Annotated in this window: 20 protein-coding genes; 13 read left to right on the forward strand and 7 right to left on the reverse strand. The window is 54.4% G+C overall.

The window, feature by feature from the left end; all coding sequences use genetic code 11:
* Positions 1-162 precede the first annotated feature (162 nt).
* From ACVDG4_RS01675 to dusA, 5 genes are all read left to right on the forward strand, one after another.
* Entirely contained in the window at positions 163-285 is a 123-nt protein-coding gene (locus ACVDG4_RS01675; RefSeq protein WP_447233790.1) for a hypothetical protein, read from the forward strand.
* A gap of 349 nt (positions 286-634) precedes the next feature.
* Positions 635-841 (forward strand): RNA-binding protein, encoded by a 207-nt coding sequence (locus tag ACVDG4_RS01680; RefSeq protein ID WP_447233791.1) that lies wholly within the window; start codon positions 635-637, stop codon positions 839-841.
* The gene (locus ACVDG4_RS01685; protein ID WP_447233792.1) at positions 841-1329 is read left to right on the forward strand and encodes an ImmA/IrrE family metallo-endopeptidase; all 489 of its coding nucleotides are present in this window, start codon (positions 841-843) and stop codon (positions 1327-1329) included. Before ACVDG4_RS01680 ends, ACVDG4_RS01685 begins: the two co-directional genes overlap by 1 nt.
* A complete protein-coding gene (locus ACVDG4_RS01690; protein WP_447233793.1) occupies positions 1322-1738 on the forward strand; it encodes a hypothetical protein in 417 nt (138 codons plus the stop codon). The genes ACVDG4_RS01685 and ACVDG4_RS01690 overlap by 8 nt, the downstream gene beginning before the upstream one ends.
* A gap of 535 nt (positions 1739-2273) precedes the next feature.
* On the forward strand, positions 2274-3236 hold the full coding sequence (gene dusA, locus ACVDG4_RS01695; RefSeq protein ID WP_447233794.1) for a tRNA dihydrouridine(20/20a) synthase DusA: 963 nt from the start codon (positions 2274-2276) through the stop codon (positions 3234-3236).
* Positions 3237-3250: 14 nt separating this feature from the next.
* On the opposite strand, the gene ACVDG4_RS01700 is transcribed toward dusA, so the two are convergent.
* From ACVDG4_RS01700 to ACVDG4_RS01715, 4 genes are all read right to left on the reverse strand, one after another.
* Positions 3251-3964, reverse strand: coding sequence for a retropepsin-like aspartic protease family protein (locus tag ACVDG4_RS01700; protein WP_133947014.1), 714 nt, complete (start codon positions 3962-3964; stop codon positions 3251-3253).
* On the reverse strand, positions 3961-4146 hold the full coding sequence (locus tag ACVDG4_RS01705; protein WP_371932268.1) for a DUF1289 domain-containing protein: 186 nt from the start codon (positions 4144-4146) through the stop codon (positions 3961-3963). The genes ACVDG4_RS01700 and ACVDG4_RS01705 overlap by 4 nt, the downstream gene beginning before the upstream one ends.
* A gap of 68 nt (positions 4147-4214) precedes the next feature.
* Positions 4215-5402 (reverse strand): alpha/beta hydrolase, encoded by a 1188-nt coding sequence (locus ACVDG4_RS01710; protein WP_306148486.1) that lies wholly within the window; start codon positions 5400-5402, stop codon positions 4215-4217.
* 40 nt (positions 5403-5442) lie between these two features.
* Positions 5443-6177 carry an adenosylcobinamide-GDP ribazoletransferase gene (locus ACVDG4_RS01715; protein WP_447233795.1) on the reverse strand — a complete coding sequence of 245 codons (735 nt, stop codon included), beginning with the start codon at positions 6175-6177 and terminating at the stop codon, positions 5443-5445.
* Between the two features lie 251 nt (positions 6178-6428).
* Between ACVDG4_RS01715 and cobT the strand changes: the two genes are divergently transcribed.
* A complete protein-coding gene (gene cobT, locus ACVDG4_RS01720; protein ID WP_447233796.1) occupies positions 6429-7454 on the forward strand; it encodes a nicotinate-nucleotide--dimethylbenzimidazole phosphoribosyltransferase in 1026 nt (341 codons plus the stop codon).
* Between the two features lie 19 nt (positions 7455-7473).
* On the opposite strand, the gene ACVDG4_RS01725 is transcribed toward cobT, so the two are convergent.
* Positions 7474-9024, reverse strand: a complete 1551-nt coding sequence (locus ACVDG4_RS01725) for a sensor histidine kinase (RefSeq protein WP_447233797.1) — start codon at positions 9022-9024, stop codon at positions 7474-7476.
* A gap of 130 nt (positions 9025-9154) precedes the next feature.
* Here ACVDG4_RS01725 and ACVDG4_RS01730 point away from each other — a divergent pair, with 130 nt between their 5' ends.
* Entirely contained in the window at positions 9155-9802 is a 648-nt protein-coding gene (locus ACVDG4_RS01730) for a uracil-DNA glycosylase family protein (RefSeq protein WP_409688345.1), read from the forward strand.
* Positions 9803-9852: 50 nt separating this feature from the next.
* Here the strand turns inward: ACVDG4_RS01730 and ACVDG4_RS01735 are convergent, their stop codons facing one another.
* Complete coding sequence (locus tag ACVDG4_RS01735) at positions 9853-10809, reverse strand: sulfurtransferase (RefSeq protein ID WP_409688342.1); 957 nt, start codon at positions 10807-10809, stop codon at positions 9853-9855.
* 234 nt (positions 10810-11043) lie between these two features.
* Between ACVDG4_RS01735 and ACVDG4_RS01740 the strand changes: the two genes are divergently transcribed.
* The gene (locus ACVDG4_RS01740; protein ID WP_209178775.1) at positions 11044-11535 is read left to right on the forward strand and encodes an Lrp/AsnC family transcriptional regulator; all 492 of its coding nucleotides are present in this window, start codon (positions 11044-11046) and stop codon (positions 11533-11535) included.
* Positions 11536-11683: 148 nt separating this feature from the next.
* Entirely contained in the window at positions 11684-12985 is a 1302-nt protein-coding gene (locus tag ACVDG4_RS01745; protein WP_447233798.1) for a glycosyltransferase family 87 protein, read from the forward strand.
* Here ACVDG4_RS01745 and ACVDG4_RS01750 read toward each other — a convergent pair.
* Positions 12972-13613: a TetR/AcrR family transcriptional regulator gene (locus tag ACVDG4_RS01750; protein WP_447233799.1), complete on the reverse strand. Its 642-nt coding sequence runs from the start codon at positions 13611-13613 to the stop codon at positions 12972-12974. The two genes, ACVDG4_RS01745 and ACVDG4_RS01750, sit on opposite strands and share 14 nt — an antisense overlap.
* Before the next feature lie 163 nt (positions 13614-13776).
* On the opposite strand from ACVDG4_RS01750, the gene ACVDG4_RS01755 reads away from it, so the two are divergent.
* From ACVDG4_RS01755 to ACVDG4_RS01770, 4 genes are all read left to right on the forward strand, one after another.
* Positions 13777-15813, forward strand: coding sequence for an oxidoreductase (locus ACVDG4_RS01755; RefSeq protein WP_447233800.1), 2037 nt, complete (start codon positions 13777-13779; stop codon positions 15811-15813).
* 144 nt (positions 15814-15957) lie between these two features.
* A complete protein-coding gene (locus ACVDG4_RS01760; RefSeq protein ID WP_447233801.1) occupies positions 15958-17193 on the forward strand; it encodes an aromatic ring-hydroxylating oxygenase subunit alpha in 1236 nt (411 codons plus the stop codon).
* Positions 17194-17196: 3 nt separating this feature from the next.
* Complete coding sequence (locus tag ACVDG4_RS01765) at positions 17197-18276, forward strand: FAD-binding oxidoreductase (RefSeq protein WP_447233802.1); 1080 nt, start codon at positions 17197-17199, stop codon at positions 18274-18276.
* A gap of 101 nt (positions 18277-18377) precedes the next feature.
* Positions 18378-18881, forward strand: coding sequence for a DUF302 domain-containing protein (locus ACVDG4_RS01770; protein WP_447233803.1), 504 nt, complete (start codon positions 18378-18380; stop codon positions 18879-18881).
* The last annotated feature ends 22 nt before the right edge of the window (positions 18882-18903 follow it).

An 18903-nucleotide genomic window follows, 5' to 3' on the forward strand; every position in this document is an offset into this window, starting at 1 on the left:
AAAATAAGTTATTTCTCATTGAAGGGCGAAATGGCGGTTCATGCCTCTGCTTGAGGATTGGCGAGCCGGCGGAAAGCCTGCGAATGCGGGGTCCAGTTAGAGGAAAAGATCCGCAGAATTCGCCACTTTGCGTTCGACGCGGCCAAGTGATATGGAGGCGCCATGACAACCCGTGATCGCCTTTATACCGCTCATCAGCCACGCTTCGCCGTTGCGCCGATGATGGATTGGGCAGTTTTTCCTAAAAACCGTAAGAAAAACAATGGCGTAACAATTTTGGTGTAGCGATTTGGTGTAGCAATTAGCCTGTATATGATGCGCGGGTGTTACTGCTGGTAACTTTAACTGAGTGTGCGAAGGCTGTTGTTAGCCGTTTAGGCCGCGCAATTCTAGTTTGAATGTGTGAAGCGCAGATACAACTCTTTGCCAGAAATGCGGGCGGTGTCTTAGTTTGAAATTTGATCAATCTTGAATACGGCTCTCCAGTTATCTAAATCTGTGTTAACCACTGATCCTCGATAATGAGACGACAAGCGCAAAGCGAATGTTTGCGTAATTTGTTCCTGTTGTGTACCGTCTCCTTAGTTAAAGTCTGGGGAGGCGTTCGATTAAAGATTCGAACGGAGACTCGAAGATGCCTGAACGGCCGAGAGGTGAAAAGCGTCCCGTTGATGTGATCGACAACGCAGTTATGGTGACGTGTTTCGCAAACAGCGAAATTCAAGAAAAGCCTGACCGAGTCCGGTCTGAAGAGGCCGGAGCTGAAGCCCGTTTGGAAAGACTTACCAGCCAGGAACGTTGCGATATCGCGCGCAAGGCAGCAATTGCGAGGTGGCAGTAATGACTACGCTGTTACGACCACGTTGGTCGCATGCTGAGAAGGAGGCAGAGAGGTTAACGAAACTAATTTCGTCACCCCCGGTTCCTGTATATGAAATTGCTGAGAGCAACGGCGTGAACGTCATATTTGCAGACTTTGGGGCGAATGCGGAAAAGGTATCCGGCCTCTGCGATTTCGAGAATGCTCGCATATATGTAAATCAGGACGATTCAACAGAGCGGCAAGCGTTTACAATGGCTCATGAATTTGGCCATTGGGTTCTTCATAGAGATTTTTTTCTGAAGAACCCGGATAAGTATCCTGTTTTACCTCGTTTTCATTCTCCCAATCGCGATGATCCGATGGAGAAAGAGGCGAATAAGTTCGCAGCATGTCTGCTAGTTCCAGAGCGCTTACTGAAGCCTGTAAAGGGCGCGCCAATTAGCGCTCTAGCAAGCAGTTTTGGAGTATCTCGTACGATGATGGAATTTCGCCTGAGAAATGTCTGAGACCGAAGAAGATAGCGATCACGCTTCCCCTAAGTCGCAGGAAGTACTTAGGGGGATACGTTTACCTTCTGGGCAAGGTCATTCAAGGGTTTCAGGCTCCGAGCGAGATTACTTAATACGCTTTCGAAACTTATCAATTGATGCACAAGTTCAATATGCCCACCTGCAGGGGATAAAGGACCACTACTGGCACAAAGGAAAATGGTCATGGTTCTTAATGGCGGCTGTCGGCGGGATGATCATTTTTCAATCGGTACTTCTTTGGAAAGTGGGTAAAGGAGAGCTAGATTTCACGCAGTATGAATGGCTTTTGCCCGCCTTGTTGGTCCAAAATTTAGGGCAGGTCATAGGTTTAGCTGCCTACGCAGTAAAATACCTGTTCAGCGACATTCGCGGCAATTCAGATTAGACATTTTGTGTTAGATAACCATGCTCAGTGCATGGCAAACGACTCTGCCATCGCAAAACGTTTTCAAATATTCGCCATTCCATTTGAAAGTTGCTACATGCGGTCAGTCTCCAGCGTGGTTGATGCGTCAATCAAAAAATGACCTTCAACCATTTTTGGTACCCAAAGATCTCAAAAATGCAATGTCTCGTAGAGAGCGATATTTCAACTAAGCCACTGTCCGGCATTCTGCTGGTCATGTAATGCCAGCTTCGTGCTAGGTTTGCATAGAGAATTTAGGCTTCATTCTCGGAGCACATTGCCGTATATGGCGATTTAAAGCCCTATACGTTTTGGATGTCTTGTTGGCGTTTTCAAAACTGAAATAACACTAGGACTACACCATTGGAAAATGGTGTACTGATTTGGTGTATCTTGCCTACTCTGGGTGGTGTTTTTGTGGTTTTGTGAAAATTCTGTGATCGCCGGGTGAATGTAAGTGTATGATATAAAAGGAAAAAATAAGTACCATAAACCGCAATTTGCGGTTGCACCGATGATGGAGTGGACCGACCGTCATTGCCGTGCCTTCCACCGGCAATTGTCGGCGCATGCGCTGCTGTACACCGAGATGGTCACAACCGGCGCGGTCATTCATGGCGACCGGCAGCATATTCTGGGGTTTTCCGATCTGGAACATCCGATTGCCTGCCAGCTTGGTGGCTCTGATCCAAAGGCGATGTCTGAGGCAGCTAAGATCGTCGAAGACTTCGGCTATGACGAGGTCAACATCAATGTCGGCTGCCCGTCCGACCGGGTTCAGTCCGGGCGGTTCGGGGCGTGCCTGATGGAAGAGCCGCAGCTTGTTGCAGATTGCGTTGCTGCAATGAAGGCTGCGGTCGCAATTCCCGTGACCGTCAAATGCCGGATTGGCGTTGATGATCAGGACCCGGAACCCGCGCTGGATGCAATGGCAGATCTGACCTTCGCCGCCGGATCTGATGCGCTCTGGGTGCATGCCCGGAAGGCCTGGCTTCAAGGCCTGAGCCCGAAGGAAAACCGCGACATTCCGCCCCTGGATTACGACCGGGTGGTGCGCTTGAAACAGCGTCTTCCGGACAAGTTCATTGGGCTCAACGGTGGTCTCGATACCCTCGATCAGGGTGAGCCTTATCTCAAGACGCTGGATGGCCTGATGTATGGCCGGGCCGCGTATCATTCACCCGAAATCTTGGGCGAAGTCGACGCCCGCCTTTATGGCGCAGAGACCAAGACCGTCACGCCGTGGGATGCGGTGCGGGGGCATATGACCTATTTGGACGATCAGTTGTCCAAAGGCGTGAAACTGGCGCACATGACCCGGCATATGCTTGGATTGTTCCATGGCCGGCCGGGTGCGCGTTCCTGGCGCCGTATCCTGACAGTGGAAGCCATCAAACCGGGCGCAGGCCTTGAGGTGGTCGAAAAGGCACTCGAAGCCGTCAGCCCCACGAATTTCGAAGTGGATGCAGCCGAGTAGCCTTTGGCTATCTTCTATGGATTCATGATCAGCCGGTCGCCCTCAATGCGCCAGCTTCTGAGGCGGTCGAGCGCCGTCATGCCGAGCAGGCTTTGACCGAGTGAGCCGTCCCGCGCGACAAACGCCCGGACATTGCGCAAAGTGTGATCACCGATCGTCAAATTGTCGATCCGGATCGGGGCAACAAGTGTCCGCCCGTTGGCTGTTGCAACAGGCACGGTGAACGACAGATCGCGTTCCGGAATTCCGGCCCTGGCCGCATCTTGATATGTGAGGACAACGGCGCTCGCGCCTGTATCGAGCAGAAAGCTTGTTTTCCGGCCATTGGCGCGGCCGTCGACCACGAAATGCCCACCAGCGTCCCGTACGATCAGGATCGAGCCGTCAGCCTGGGTGACCGCCATACCCGGCGCCAAAGAGCCAAGGACCCGGTAACCGGCCTGCACCAGATCAGTCCGGTAGGTGTAGCCGACCACCAGCAAGGCACACAAACCGCCCCAGAAGAGCGTTCCTTGAATGATGTCGCGCACTTTCGGCTGTCCAAAAATGAAGCTGGCCAGGAAGACAAAGGCAAGAGTCGAGAGAGCGACAACCCGCGGTCCGGTGTCGTCGAAATTGAGGTTTTCCGGGTCTGTCGGATCGCCAAAGAAGAAATAGAAGACTGCGGCCGCCATCACCGTGATCAGGATGACAAGTGCAAAGCCCCGGTACTGTCCGCGCCCGTTCACGTGAGCGCCGCTTCTCCGGCAGAAAAACGCATGCGCCGGGTGTCCAAGCTGTCCATGATCGCTTGCCGCCGGGTGTCGTCATAGGTGCTCCAAGACGCAATTTCATCAAGCGTCCGGAAACATCCGGTGCACAGGCGGCTGACCTGGTCGATCTGACAGATTTTGATGCAAGGTGATTTCATAATTCTCATATGGCGTTTGCAGATGGTGCTGCCAATGCTTCTTTCAAGAATTTCACAATTCTCAACTCCTAGAATCCACCTGTCGCCAGTGTAAATGGTGCAGCTATGATTTTGATAGGCAGCGTGACAGCAGCCTGAGTGGTTGTCCCGACAAAGCTGCCGAGATCGTCACCAAAATTCTTGGGACCTGTGGCGCTCGTCTCGCTTGTGAGACCACTTTTCAGCAAGGCATCGCGTAACTCTGGAGAGTACTCAGCCAACGCTGCAAATTTGCTGTGGCTGGATGTTTCGCCTGTTTCGAGTTCGGTCACGTCAAAGACGATCGCCCCAAGTTCCGCCAGTTCTTCGTCATCCGAATAGGCGCCGACCCGCTCAACCCCGCCGGCTATCGCCCTGGATAGCCGAAGTGCCTGATCATCACGAGACACAATAATCACGTAAGGTTTGGCTGGCCCACCTTCCAGTTTCCGGAGGGTGGATTTGAAAAGGTCGATGTCGATATCGGGAGCTGCAAGAACGACGCTGTTGACCTTACGATTGAAGCGCTGTCTGTCGGCCTCTGGGATCTGCCGAGCGGTTTCCATGAGCAAGTAGTTGCCCATGGAATGCGCTAGAATTGAGATGTCATCGGCATTGCTTTTCTCTAGCAGACGGAACGTTTGTTCGAGGCTGTCACGGGCGATTGCGGCGCTGTTGAGATCGTACACATACCCTTGGAGTTGCCCACGGGAAGCCCACGTGAACAGAACTGGCACGACGGGTGTTTTGGAATCGTGGATGATCTGTGTGAAGCGATAAAGCCCCTCCACAAACCTCGTATTGTAACCGTGAATGAACAACATCACGTCCCGTTTGCCCTTGGGAAGTTTTGCGAGCTGCTCGTTCAATTGTTTCAAGAACGCTTGTTCATTTTCGATGTAGCCAGCCTTTCGAGCTACGAAATCAGTGGCTGGATTGCCGGGAAGTTCGCGCGGCCATTCGACCGCACCTGCCTTGTGGGTTGGCGGGACGGAAATTGTTGCTTGCGCATAGTTGGTTGTTTTTGAACGTTCACCGTTGAAGTAAGTATCCGGCGCAGAGTCTTTTTCACGGGTGGTTACGATGAGAATGTCGTGGTCTTCCGCACCGGCGGCAAGTTCGGTGTTGATTGCAAGAGCACCTGTTGTCGGCCGGCTGCCACAAGCGCTGACCAGAAGCGCGACCAGCAGTGCTGACAGGGCAAGTCTCGCCGGCGCGGGAACTGAAATACTCAACATCAACGGCCACGCCTCTTGCTCGGTCCGGATCACCGCCTGGTTACACGGCCACCATAAGCACTCCGGTCAAGAATCCAAGTCCGCTGATCTGCTGAATTGCCCCTAGGACATCTCCGGTTGTTCCATTGATCTTGGACAGTGCCACCTGTGCCACACTCATAGCCGCAGACACGGCGACCACAATGCCAACTGCGATGGTCTGCAACGGCAAAGCAAGAATGGCGGGGAGCAAAAGTACCAGCATAACCAGAACACATTGGCGCAGGGCGGCGTCAGAGGGTTTGCCAAACCGGGCGCCAAGTCCGTCGGGCCGGGCCAATGGCAATCGGTGCCATTGCCATACCATCAGGAACCGGCTGAAGGCCTCTACGCTCACTATGAGCAAGGCGGTGTCCGCTGCTCCGAACCGATCCAACAGGGCTGCAATCAAAGCAACTTTCAGAAAAATGACAAAGACAAGTGCGATTGCGCCAAATGCTCCGATCCGGCTGTCTTTCATGATGTCGAGGCGCCTGGAGGTCGTGGCTCCTCCGAAAAAACCGTCAGCCACATCGCTCAGGCCGTCTTCATGTAAGGCCCCGGTCACGATCGTGAGGACGGCTACGGCCATCACGGCGACAACAAGTGGCGGGAGGCTGGTTGCTTCAAGCACCAGAAGCAGGCCGGCAGCCGGAAGCGCCACAAACGCACCTGCGAGCGGAGCAGCTCTCGAGATCCGGCTAAAATCCGGAAGCGCTGCCGGATCATCGGCCGCGTTGAGCTTCTGTAGAGGCATGCGCGAAAAGAATCGGACGCAGGCCGCCATATCAGCGAACAGGACCGCTAGAGATGACGCCGTTGCTGTTGATTGATCCCAAGAAAACTCGGGCTTTGTTTCGGATGCAGTTTCAGTGTTTTGGTCGTTTTCAGACGGCATCCTGTTCGGTCCGGAGCTTGAGTTTTATCAAGGGGCGGTTATAGAACGGCCTCTTGAAGAGACCAAGAGGCGGCCTAACTTTCCGCCCATCAATTGGAACTGTGAGCACCATGTCCCTGTCCGAAACCGCGCTGCCCTTCGACGATATTCGCAACCTGGTCAAGTCCATGCCTGGCCCGGACGAAGAGGCGCTTCAGAAGGTGAAGGCGCGGGATGCAGAACTCACCAAGCCCGCCGGGTCTTTGGGCCGTCTGGAAGAGATCGCGGAATGGCTTGCGGCCTGGTCCGGCAAGGCCCCGCCGAAAATCACCCGGCCGATGGTCGGGATCTTTGCAACGGCACATGGCGTTGCGGACGAAGGCGTTTCAGCATTTCCAAGTGCGGTGAACCGGCAAATGGTCGAAAACTTCGCAGCTGGCGGGGCGGCTATCAATCAGATCTGCCGGATCAACGACATTGGCTTGAAGGTGTTTGATCTTGCCGTTGATATGCCAACACCAAGCATCACCCAGGAAGATGCGTTGGATGAGGCCAACTGCGCGGCCACCATGGCTTACGGTATGGAAGCGCTGGCGGGCGGTATCGATCTGATCTGTCTCGGAGAAATGGGTATCGGCAACACGACCGTTGCAGCAGCCGTCTTGAACGGCCTGTTTGGCGGATCGGCTGCCGACTGGATTGGCCGTGGCACCGGCGTAGACGACGAAGGTTTTGCGCGCAAACGTGACGCCGTTGAAAAGGCCGTGAACCGGCTGAACGGCGAAAAAGACCCGCTGGAAGTGCTTCGCAAGGTTGGCGGACGTGAAATCGCAGCCATGGCCGGACTGATCATCGCCGCGCGCCTTCAGCGCGTTCCCGTGGTGGTGGATGGGTTCGTTGCAACGGCTGCTGCTGCGGTGGTTTACGCGATGGACCCGGAAGGACTGGATCATTGCCTGTTTGCGCATGTCTCTGCCGAACAAGCCCATGCCAAAGCGCTGTCCCATATGGGCAAAGATGCGCTGTTCGATTTCGGCATGCGTTTAGGTGAAGGTAGCGGAGCAGCGTTGGCAGCCGGGATCATCAAGACCGCGGCCGAGGTTCATTCGGGTATGGCAACCTTCGCTGATGCCGGTGTTTCAGAAAAGTCGGAGTGACGAAAGGCGTCTCACGGCCTTATGCGCTGCGCGCGTTCTCAAGGTCGAAGTCGGTGCTGTCCGTGTCTGCCCAAACGACGTCCGGTGAATAGTTCATCACCCGGGCGCGGGGCAGGGACATGATTGCCTCGGTGCCGACACCCAGCTGGGATTTGATCACGAATTTGCCGTCATGCATTCCAACGAGCGCCTGAACGATTGACAGTCCGAGCCCTGTGCCGGGTTCCGCGCTCTTGATGGCATGAGACCCCTGGCCAAAGGCTTCCAGCACTGTCGGTATTTCGTCTTCCGGAATGCCGGGGCCGGTGTCGGTAATGGAAACATATTGCCCATCGTCGCTGGTTCGGCCGACCTTGATATGCACTTCACCGCCCACCGGCGTAAACTTTACCGCGTTTGAAATGAGCTTGAGGACGACCTGACGCAATGCGCGCTCGTCGGCCCACACCCGCGGCATATCCGGTTCATGGGTGTGATGCAGCACGATGTTCTTGGCGTTGGCGCGTACGGTCATCATCGACCCGCATTCTTCCACGACCTCTTCCAGATAGAGCGATTCTTCCTGCAACTCATGCCGGCCCGCTTCAATCCGCGACAGATCTAGGATTTCATTGATCAGGTTCAATAAGTGTTGGCCTGAGCCGTGAATATCGGCGGAATAGCTCTTGTAGGTGTCGTTCTTCATCGGACCGAGCACCTCATCCTTCATGATTTCGGAAAACCCAAGGATGGCATTGAGCGGTGTCCGGAGTTCGTGGCTCATCGTCGCCAGGAAGCGTGACTTGGCGACGTTTGCAGCTTCGGCGCGGCGGCGTGCTTCGTCCGACATGGCGTTGGCCGTTTCCAATTCGGCAATCAGATGGTCCTTTTCGGCGCGGTACTCCAGCATCGTATTGGCGTTCTTCAAAAGCTGATTGCCAAGAATGAAGAAGAAGCCTTGTGCGCCAATCGCCATGGCAGCCAGCGTGTAGTGGATCGGGTCGATCTGCTGCAAAAAGCTCGCCGTGACGATGAGCGTCATTGGCAAGGTACTCGCCAACAGGCACCGCGGCAGCGTTGCCGATTGCATGGTGTTCATTGCAACGACAATCAGGAGCGTCGCAAAGTGAAAGATCACAAAACCGTCGCCCGCGTTGTCAGATCGCGGCAGGAGAAAGAACACCGCCCATGAGCATCCATAGAGTAGGTCGCCGAGGGTGAAGCGGCGGCGCCAATAGATCCTGGCCTTTTGGTCTGACGGGGCGCGCTCATAAGAGTGGCACGTGACGACCATCAAGAGATGCGTGCAAAGCGTGACAATGAGCCAGGCGCCGAGAAAAAACGGGTTCAGCCAGATTACAGAGATTGCGGTGACGATAAGCACCAGAAGGGGAACCGCAAAAGCCGCGTTGATCCGTGTGTCGGCGAAGAGATGCTGGCGTTCCAGCTCAAAGGTTGAGTGCTGCCGGTCGGATGTGCCGAGACGGCTGCGGACATTTCCGGCCGAACGGGCCATCTCGCGCCGGCGGCGCGCGCGATCCCGATCAATTGCCTGACTGTCGTCGTCTTTTACTGACGCGGCGGTGTCCATTCGGCCTGCCCAAGGTGTTCAATTGGTTATTTCAATTATGCTTGTTTCCTTGTTTTGACTCACCATTCCTTAAGATCGTCCCTAGAATTGTGGTAAGCAAAGGGTTAACCGGATCGCTAAAATTAAGGCATTGATTGAATTGACAAAAATCGAAGAAATTGAAGCTGTTTCTAACGCAGTGCGCGCGTGCCGGATTTGTGTCGAGAAGCCGGAAAAGGCGCCCTTGCCGCATGAGCCTCGACCGGTTCTCCAAACATCTTCGACGGCGCGGATTTGCATTAGCGGCCAGGCACCTGGGACCCGTGTGCACAAGAGCGGACGACCCTTTACAGACCCGTCCGGAGATCGTCTGCGATCCTGGATGGGGATTGGGGAAGATATCTTTTATGACCCGGACCTGCTGGCAATCGTACCGATGGGGTTCTGTTTCCCGGGCCTGGATGCCAAGGGAGGGGATTTGCCACCGCGCCCGGAATGCCGAAAAGTCTGGCACGATCGTGTGTTTGCAGCGATGCCGCAAATCGAATTGATCCTGGTTATCGGGCAATATGCACAGGCTTACCATCTGGGTAAGGCGCGCAAGGGCTCTTTGACGGAGACCGTTGCTGCATGGGAGACCTACTTTCAAGAAAGTGGACAGTCTGACCGTCCGCTTGTGCTGCCGTTGCCCCATCCGTCCTGGCGCAACAATGCATGGCTCAAAAAGAACCCGTGGTTCGAAGCGGAGCTTTTGCCGGTCCTTCAAAAAGAAATCGCCCGGCTGTTGAGCCGGGCGTAAGGTGAGGGGCGGCACATTTATGGATGCCATGCCAACCCCAGGGGAAAAGCTTAGTTCGTTGCCGTTTTCGGGCTTGAGATCGGCAGGTCTTTTTGCTGGCTCCAACCAACCATGCTGTCGTCATAAACGGCGACATTCTCGTGACCGAGCAGCTCGCTCAATACAAACCAGTTCGTCGCGGCCCAGTGACCTGTGTTGCAGTACGAGACGACCGGTGTGTCCGAGCCGGAAACCGCATTCTCTGCCAGCGATGCCAAAGCTGCCTGCGGCTTCAACTGGTTGCTTTCAGTGTCGTAGAACTTTGCCTGGTCGAAGTGGGTTGCGCCCGGCAAATGACCGAAGCGGGTTGCATCCTTGTGCTTCTCTGCGCCTTCAAACTGCGCCAGCGGCCGGCCGTCGAGCAGAACGGCATCCCCACCAATGAGGGACGCTACATCGTCGGTCGAAACCAGCAGCTCAGGACGTGGCTCGGCAATGAACATGTCACCCTCCGGCACGACTTCTCCTGTTTCAAGGGGCTTGCCGGCTTTTACCCACGCGTTGTGGCCACCATCCAAAATGGCGACTTTGTCGTGGCCGAGATACTTGAAGGTCCAATAGATCCGGGTCGCAGCCCCAAAATCGAGGTGAGATGTTCCCGCCGGAACCAGAACGACGGTCCGATCTTCATGAACGCCGAGCTCAGATAGCGAAGCCTCCAGCTTTTCAATCGACGGCAGAACGCCAGTCACATCGCCGCGCGAGGTGCGCCAGAAACCCGGATATTCGCTCCAGACAGCTCCCGGAATATGGCCTTTCAGGTAATCGTCTTTACCGGACTTGGCGAGGGGGGAGCGAATGTCTAGGACCAGAAGGTTTTCGTCGTCTTGATTGGTCTCAAGCCACTCGACGCTGACCAAAGGAGATGCGTCCAGCGCCTGGGCGGCACTGGTCAGGCTTGTGACCTGAAACAAGATAGCACATGCAGCGGCCACAATCGCTTTTGTGCCAAGGTGCAAACGTGTCATGCCGGTCTCCTTCCAAAATTCGAATAAATTTCTATTCGACCGTGGAAATTGCACTGAGAGGGTGCCGTTTCAAGCCAAATCGGCTCCTCTTTTGGAAGAAAAATCTCAATTTCTCTTGCGTTCCCCCCATGTAGAACGGTATTGCGGGATCTGGACCCGGCAGGCAAAAAGAATCCTGTCATTTTGGGGCGTCCCAACGCTTGGTGACGCTGCGTTTTCTCAGGCAAAACCATGATCGACCGCATAGACCGCCGTATTCTCTCCATTCTTCAGGAAGACTGCACCGTGCCCGTTGCCGAAATCGGCAGGCGGGTTGGGCTGTCGACCACTCCGTGCTGGCGCCGCATCCAGAAGATGGAAGAAGACGGTGTGATCACGGGCCGGGTGGCTCTGCTCGATCCGGCCAAGGTCAACGCAAAGGTGACGGCTTTTGTCGCCATCACCACGAGCCAGCACTCGGAAGACTGGCTGAAGAAATTTGCAGACGTTATTCAGGAATTTCCCGAGGTGGTCGAGTTTTACCGCATGGCAGGGCAGGTGGATTATCTCCTGCGCGTCGCAGTGCCGGACATTGAAGCTTATGACTCGTTTTACAAACGCTTAATCGCCAAGATCGATATCTCCGACGTTTCGACCACCTTCGCGATGGAGCAAATCAAAAACACCACCGCCTTGCCCCTGGCCTATGTCGCTACAGAAAAGCCGAAAGCTGACAAGGACGCGTAGGATCATCAGGTTGTTTTTGCTGGGGTGATGCATTTATAGCGATTGTATTTATAAATTACACTTTTTGCGTTTATGTGATTTTTACTAATACTGCGTACTTTCAAAAGTGTTGGCTGTAATCAAGCTTGCATTTTTTGAGAGTTTTTCAATGAACTATATTATGGCAATTGCCGCGCAGTGGCGGACAAGTTACCCCACGTTCCTCAACACAGGGCCACTATGTAAACAGTTAGGCGGTCCGTTTTTTTTCCCTTTTTGGCTTCTTGCGGGCATCTTGACTCTGGTTTTTTTGTTCGGAGTCGATCATGGCTTGTTGGAGTTTGATAAAGGCATCGGTGAGATAGGGGCGGAGGACTTTGCTGCATTTTATCGCGGTGGGCAGTTGGCCCTGAATGGTGCTGCAGCTACAGCTTATGATCCAGTTGTTTTTGCTGAACCGTTCTCTCATGAAAACAAAGGGTTGCTGTTTCTAAATCCTCCACATGCATTCCTTTTTTTTGAACCGCTTGCCAATCTTCCTTATCCCGTTGCACGAGGGATCATTATCGTTGTCAATTTGTCGGCAATTTTGGGCTTGGTGTATATTCTGCGCTTGAAATTAGGGGGGGCTCCATATGTTTTTGCCCTATTTTCTTGCGGGTCCTACTTCAGCTTTAGTGTGCTTCAGATTTCGCCAATTATCATTTTTTTGGTGATCTACGCTTTGATCCATCATCAACGCCGACCTGTCTTGAGCGCAATTGCGCTTGCAATCGCGACAATTAAGCCGCAGCTAGGTGTGCTTATTCCCTTTTTTCTTATTTCTGCAAGAAGTTGGACAACGCTTACTTATGCGACTGTATCTACACTGTTTTTGTTTGTGCTCAGTGTTGCGTTTTACGGCTTTATTGTTTGGACTGCTTTCTTTGTTTCACTGGTTGATGGTTCGCATGTTGTTCAATTTGAAAATATGATTGGATATATGATTGGTATACGCCATTCATTCAGCATAATTGGAGCATCAGGTACTACTAAGTTGGTGTTTCAGTTGCTCGTGACTTTGTGCTGTTCAGTTTTGGTTTGGTATTCAGTTCGCAGCTTTCCCGAAAAACAGGCATTGCCGATCGTTGTTTTTTTGATGTGCATCGCTGCACCGTCCTTTCTTCTCTACGATTGGTTGCTGTTGTCTGCGGCAATGCTTCTTGCGCTAGGTATTCAGAGCCGTTGGTCTGCGCTGTTGCAGATTCTGGCCGGAATGCTGCTGTTGGCTCCATATATTCAAGCGCTGCTTCGTTTAAGAGGTAGTGATGCCATGATCCTGTTCTCCTTATTCGTGCCATTCCTAATGATCGGTGTCTGCTGGCTCTACATAAGGGAACTATCTAGCAAAAAGCATGTGACCCGTGGTGCAAACGAAGCGCCTCGACGCCAGAGTTCACTACCCCGAAATGAAGTATTTAGTACCCAATAGGATGCCGGGCGCGGAAGCGGGCGATTTCCGCGTTTGAGACGGGTTTTCCGGTGAAGATCTCCGCGTAGTGGGGCATGCGCCCCAGACGCGGTTCCAGCGGTTCGGACGGCCCGTCCTCTTTCATCGAGATATAGCCGATCTGGGTCTGATAAACGGTGTTCGCGCGCACATTTGCGTATTGCGGCGCATCGCCAAACCGCAAAAACAGAGCTTCCAAAGCTTCGACGCGCACCTGATCGGCCTCGTTCAGAAGTTTTGCCAACTGCGGGTCGGTGTGCGCCCAGTTGCGGATGGCAAATTCCAGGCGGGAATCGAACAGCTCCGGCAAAAGCCACAGATCGAAAATATTCAGCATCGCTTCCGTGATGGTCTCAGCGTAGGCTTCGGTCCGTTGGACGAGATTGCCGGTGTTTTTGGTTTGCCAAAGCGTGATCAACGCATCCAGAAGATCCTGCCGATTGTAAAAGTGGCCGTAAAAGCTGGTGCGCGACAGGCCGAGCCGGTCGCTCAAGGGCATGACTTTGACCGCATCAATACCGCCATCCAAAAGCGCTTCATAAGCCGCCTGGACCCATATGTCGCGCGACCCGCGCCATCCCGATGTTTTGCTGATCAGATCTGAGTTCATTCAGATCCGTTATCAGTGCAAATCCGCAGAAACAAGCAAAATTGACACCTATGTTTTCAAATCCGACATAAATGTCGTTTTTGCGGCTTTTCAAAGGAGCCTATGCGGCCTTTACTGAAGGTATTCCGCGACCATCGCGGGCATGCGCACAAGAGGGAGAGGCATGTCGAAAGATCCGTTGCTGCAGCCGTATCAGCTAAAACATCTGACCTTGAAAAACCGGATCATGATCACCTCTCATGAACCTGCCTATCCTGAAGACGGGATGCCGAAGGACCGTTACCGTGCCTATCACGAGACCCGGGCCAAGGCCGGCGTCGCCCTGACTATGACGGCCGGATCTGCTGCCGTGTCGCGCAACTCCCCACCGGTCTTCAACAATATCCTGGCCTATAAGGACGAGGTGGTGCCCTGGGTTAAACGGCTGACCGATGCTTGTCATGACCATGGCTGCGCGGTGATGATCCAGCTGACCCATCTTGGCCGGCGGACCCACTGGAACAAGGGAGACTGGCTGCCGGCTGTTTCGTCAAGTCATGAACGGGAAGCGGCTCACCGGGCCTTTCCGAAACAAGTCGAAGACTGGGACATTGCCCGAATTGTTCAAGATTATGCCGATGCTGCCGAGCGCATGAAAGACGGCGGCATGGATGGCATTGAGCTGCAGGCCTATGGACATCTGATGGATCAGTTCTGGTCCCCGGTCACCAACACACTCGACGGTCCCTATGGCGGGTCTCTGGAGAACCGGATGCGGTTTTCGATGGAAGTGATCGATGCTGTACGTGAGCGGGTCGGCGATCAGTTCATTGTGGGTATCCGGTTCACGGCTGACGAAGACCTTGAGGGCGGGATCACCGAAGCCGAGGGACTGGAGATTGCCCGTCGTTTAAAAGCAACAGACAAGATCGACTTCTTGAATGTGATCCGCGGGCATATCGATACCGACCCGGGTCTGACAGACGTTATTCCGGTTCAAGGAATGCGCAACGCGCCGCATCTTGATTTTGCCGGGCGGATCAAAAAGGAAATCGGACTGCCGACCTTTCACGCGGCGAAAATCCCGGATGTGGCCACCGCGCGGCACGCCATCGCGGAAGGTCTGCTCGATATGGTCGGCATGACCCGTGCCCATATGGCGGACCCTCAGGTTGTGAGGAAGATTGCGGAGAAGCGCGAGGACGATATTCGTCCTTGCGTCGGAGCGACCTATTGTCTGGACCGGATCTACCAGGCCGGTGATGCGCTGTGCATCCACAACGCGGCGACAGGACGGGAACTGACCATGCCGCATGAGATCCCGCCGGCAGATGAGAAAAAGAAGGTCGTTGTTGTGGGAGCTGGGCCTGCGGGATTGGAAGCAGCGCGTGTTGCCAGTGAACGTGGTCATGACGTCACGGTCTTTGAAGCAGCGCCCGATGCTGGTGGTCAAATCCGGTTGACGGCGCAGTCCGAGCGCCGCCGGGAGATGATTTCAATCATCGATTGGCGTCTGCAGCAGTGTTCCAATCGTGGGGTGATATTTCACTTCAACAGATTTGCGGAAGGTCCTGATATTGAATCTGAAAACCCGGATACTGTCATCATCGCGACCGGAGGTTTGCCGCACACGGATGTGCTTGGTGAAGGCAATGATTTGGTGGTGTCGGCCTGGGACATCATCGCGGGCGACGTCAAGCCCGGCAAGCGGGTGCTGGTCTATGACGATGCCGGCGATCATCCAGCCTTGCAGGCGGCAGAGATGATTGCAGCATCAGGGGCACATGTTGAAATCATGACCCCGGACCGGTCCTTTGCGCCCGATGTCATGGCGATGAACCTGGTGCCTTACATGCGTGCGCTTCAGGACAAGGATGTGCGCTTCACGGTGACCTACCGCCTGAAAAGCGTGCGCCGGTCCGGCAACCAATTGGCAGCTGTGATCGGAACGGACTATTCGGCGCACACCGAGGAGCGTGAGTTTGATCAGATCGTTGTCAATCACGGCACCGTTCCGATGGATGAGCTTTATTTTGAGCTGAAACCGAAATCGACCAACCTCGGTGCGGTTGATCAGGATGCTTTGATCTTTGGCCGGTCTCAGCCGCAAGGAGCGAATCCGGACGGGTCCTTTGCGCTCTACCGGATCGGCGATGCGGTCGCTGCCCGTAACACACATGCGGCAATCTATGACGCTTTGAGGATAGTGAAAGATATCTAGAAAAGCGGCACAGCTGACTGAATTTGCAGCACGTCTTACTTGGATAAAATCATGCCGTTTTTGTGCTATGTAAAATCACAATTGCGCGTCAATTATCCGCCAGACCAATGGCCACCACAAACGGCTTTTACAGGATGATGCAGAATGCACAGCGACGCTGATATTCTTTCGCTTCTCATGTCCCGGACCCCCGGTTATTCCCTGCCGCAAGCCTTCTATGCTGATGAGGATGTGTTCCAGGCGGACATGAAGCACATCTGGCACAAGGAGTGGGTGTTTGCGATCCCATCTGCGGAATTGCCGAAGACCGGGAATTACGTGACGCTCGAAATCGGCGCCTATTCAATCATCATTGTGCGCGGTGCGGACGGTCAGATCCGCAGCTTCCACAACTCCTGCCGGCACCGTGGCAGCCGGATTTGTTCTGCATCCAAGGGAAGCTCGCCGAAACTTGTCTGCCCTTATCATCAGTGGACCTATGAGCTTGACGGCAAGCTTCTGTGGGCGCGGGAGATGGGCGAAGACTTCAAGCCTGAAAATCACGGGTTGAAGCCGGTCCACTGTGCCGATGTGTCAGGCATGGTGTTCATCTGCCTGGCCGACGTTGCACCCGACATCGCGGACCTGAAGGCTCAAGCATCCCGATATCTTGGTCCGCATGACCTCTCCAATCTGAAGGTGGCGCATCAGTCGACGATCACGGAGAAGGCCAACTGGAAGCTTGTCCTTGAGAACAACCGCGAATGCTATCACTGCTCCGGTTCGCACCCGTCGCTCTGCCGGACTTTTTCGGATGATCCAAATCTTGTTGGCGGAGACGATTCCAGCAGTTCCAATGTGGGCCTAGCTCATGTTGATCGCTGCGAAAAATCCGGCTTGCCGGCCAAATATGTGATCAACGACGACGAGCAGTGGCGGTTCGTCCGCATTCCGTTCCTTGGGGACGCGGTGAGCTACACCATGGACGGCAAGGCGGCAGTTTCTCGCCGGGTGGGGTCGATCCCGTTCGACAATGCCGGGACGTGCCTGTTTTTCCATTATCCGAACACGTGGAACCATTTCCTATCCGACAGTGTTCTGACGTTTAGCGTGCTTCCGGTCGGGCCGATGGAAACACGGGTCACGACGACGTGGCTGGTGCACAAGGATGCCCAAGAGGGCGTTGACTATGATTTGAAGCGGCTGACCGAGGTTTGGGTGCACACCAACGATGAAGACCGGCAAATTGTTGAAGAGAATCAGATCGGTATCAATTCCCCTGCGTATGAACCCGGACCATATTCGCCTGTTCAGGAAAGCGGCGTGATCCAGTTTGTCGACTGGTATGCCCGCACCCTTGAAAAGGGCCTTGTGCGCCGGTTTCGTGTGGCGGCGGAGTAAGTCATGGCGATGATTCCGATGCCGGACAAGGACACACCTGTCTGGACCGATGCCGAGATGCTGGAATGCGTCAACGTTTTGCCGGAGGCGCCAAACGTTAAGACTTTCACGTTCCGCCCGCCATCCGGCAACCGGTTTGTTTACAAGGCAGGCCAGTTCATCACGCTTGACCTGCCGGTCCCTGGCGGGAACGTGCAACGCACCTATACGATTTCCTCTTCACCAGTGACACAGGCCTATTTGTCGGTGACGGTGAAGGCCCAGGAAGGCAGCATCGGGACGCGCTGGATGCTCGATCACCTGGCCCCGGGCATGAAGATCAAGGCCTTTGGGCCTGCAGGCCTGTTTCATTTGCCGCCTAATCCTGACGGCAAATTCCTGTTCATTTCCGCCGGATCTGGCGTGACGCCGATGATGTCGATGGCGGGCACGTTGTTCGAGCGCGGTGAAGAGCCGGATATCTGCTTCATTCAGTGCGCCAACCGGCCGGCAGAGCTGATTTTCCGCAAGCGTCTGGAATATATGGCCTGCCGGACGAACGGTCTGCAGTTGCATTTCGTTGTCAATCAAAGCGACCCTTACGAGGTTTGGACCGGCTATCGCGGTTACTTCAACCAGCTGATGCTTGGTTTGATGTGCAACGACTATCTGGAACGCGACGTCTATTGCTGCGGCCCTGAAGGGTTCATGGAAGGTGTGCGTGAGATCCTGAATGCGCTCGGTTACGACATGGACCGGTATCATCAGGAAAGCTTCCAGGCTCCGGCCGAGACCAAGGAAGAGCTCACCGAGTTCGACGACGTGGTCCCGCAGGAAGACACCAAGGCGCATATCGTCTTTACTCGCTCCAACGTGTCGGCCTGGTGTTCTGAGACGGATACGGTTCTGGCTGTTGCCAAGGAGGCCGGGTTGAATATTCCGTCCGGCTGTACATTCGGCGTTTGTGGGACCTGCAAGGTCAAGAAAGTGTCTGGCGAGGTGCATATGGTGCATTCCGGTGGTATCAGCGATGAGGACATCGAGGGTGGTTTCATCTTGGCCTGTTGCTCCAATCCGATTGGCACCGTCGAAGTCGAAGTCTAATCCGGACGGAATAAAACATTCAAAAATTGAGATGTATCAATGGCGGTGGCCGTGATCGTGCCGTATCCTCCCAAAAAACAAAGCTTTCTTGGGAGGATGGTATGAAAACAGGTTTAACCACGGCTGTCGCCATCGCGATTGGAGTGTTTGGGCTTGTCGGCATTGCAACCGCCAACGCGGCTGACAAGGCAGATGCTCCGGACGGCGTAACGGCCTATTTGGTCGAGGCAGACTTCGAAGATGTCCGGTTCGGTCTTGAGAACGCGATCATCAACCACGGCCTTGTCATCGACTACACCTCCCATATTGGTGAGATGCTTGCGCGCACATCCGCCGATGTCGGGGGAACAAAGCAGATCTATGCCAACGCCCAGGCGATGCTGTTCTGCTCTGCGGATCTGTCGCGAAAAGTGATGGAAGCCGATCCGGCAAATATCGCCTATTGCCCTTACACCGTGTTCGTCTACGACACGCCTGGGGCGGACGGCATGGTGACGGTTGGTTTCCGCCGATTGTCCGAAACCGGATCAGATGCATCCAAGGCTGCGATCCGTGACATCAACGCGCTGTTGGACGGCATTGCGCAGGAAGCTGTATCTGAGTAACGGAGCAGAGGGGAAAGCGGAT

The sequence above is a fragment of the Roseibium sp. MB-4 genome (assembly GCF_053005265.1).

Coding starts and splice junctions, on each gene's coding strand:
- ACVDG4_RS01690 (WP_447233793.1), top strand. CDS start 1,322: ATGTCTGAGACCGAAGAAGATAGCGATCACGCTTCCCCTAAGTCGCAG.
- dusA (WP_447233794.1), top strand. CDS start 2,274: ATGATGGAGTGGACCGACCGTCATTGCCGTGCCTTCCACCGGCAATTG.
- ACVDG4_RS01770 (WP_447233803.1), top strand. CDS start 18,378: ATGAAAACAGGTTTAACCACGGCTGTCGCCATCGCGATTGGAGTGTTT.
- ACVDG4_RS01710 (WP_306148486.1), bottom strand. CDS start 5,402: ATGTTGAGTATTTCAGTTCCCGCGCCGGCGAGACTTGCCCTGTCAGCA.
- cobT (WP_447233796.1), top strand. CDS start 6,429: ATGTCCCTGTCCGAAACCGCGCTGCCCTTCGACGATATTCGCAACCTG.
- ACVDG4_RS01735 (WP_409688342.1), bottom strand. CDS start 10,809: ATGACACGTTTGCACCTTGGCACAAAAGCGATTGTGGCCGCTGCATGT.
- ACVDG4_RS01760 (WP_447233801.1), top strand. CDS start 15,958: ATGCACAGCGACGCTGATATTCTTTCGCTTCTCATGTCCCGGACCCCC.
- ACVDG4_RS01755 (WP_447233800.1), top strand. CDS start 13,777: ATGTCGAAAGATCCGTTGCTGCAGCCGTATCAGCTAAAACATCTGACC.
- ACVDG4_RS01725 (WP_447233797.1), bottom strand. CDS start 9,024: ATGGACACCGCCGCGTCAGTAAAAGACGACGACAGTCAGGCAATTGAT.
- ACVDG4_RS01765 (WP_447233802.1), top strand. CDS start 17,197: ATGGCGATGATTCCGATGCCGGACAAGGACACACCTGTCTGGACCGAT.
- ACVDG4_RS01675 (WP_447233790.1), top strand. CDS start 163: ATGACAACCCGTGATCGCCTTTATACCGCTCATCAGCCACGCTTCGCC.
- ACVDG4_RS01715 (WP_447233795.1), bottom strand. CDS start 6,177: ATGCCTCTACAGAAGCTCAACGCGGCCGATGATCCGGCAGCGCTTCCG.
- ACVDG4_RS01685 (WP_447233792.1), top strand. CDS start 841: ATGACTACGCTGTTACGACCACGTTGGTCGCATGCTGAGAAGGAGGCA.
- ACVDG4_RS01705 (WP_371932268.1), bottom strand. CDS start 4,146: ATGAAATCACCTTGCATCAAAATCTGTCAGATCGACCAGGTCAGCCGC.
- ACVDG4_RS01750 (WP_447233799.1), bottom strand. CDS start 13,613: ATGAACTCAGATCTGATCAGCAAAACATCGGGATGGCGCGGGTCGCGC.
- ACVDG4_RS01680 (WP_447233791.1), top strand. CDS start 635: ATGCCTGAACGGCCGAGAGGTGAAAAGCGTCCCGTTGATGTGATCGAC.
- ACVDG4_RS01745 (WP_447233798.1), top strand. CDS start 11,684: ATGAACTATATTATGGCAATTGCCGCGCAGTGGCGGACAAGTTACCCC.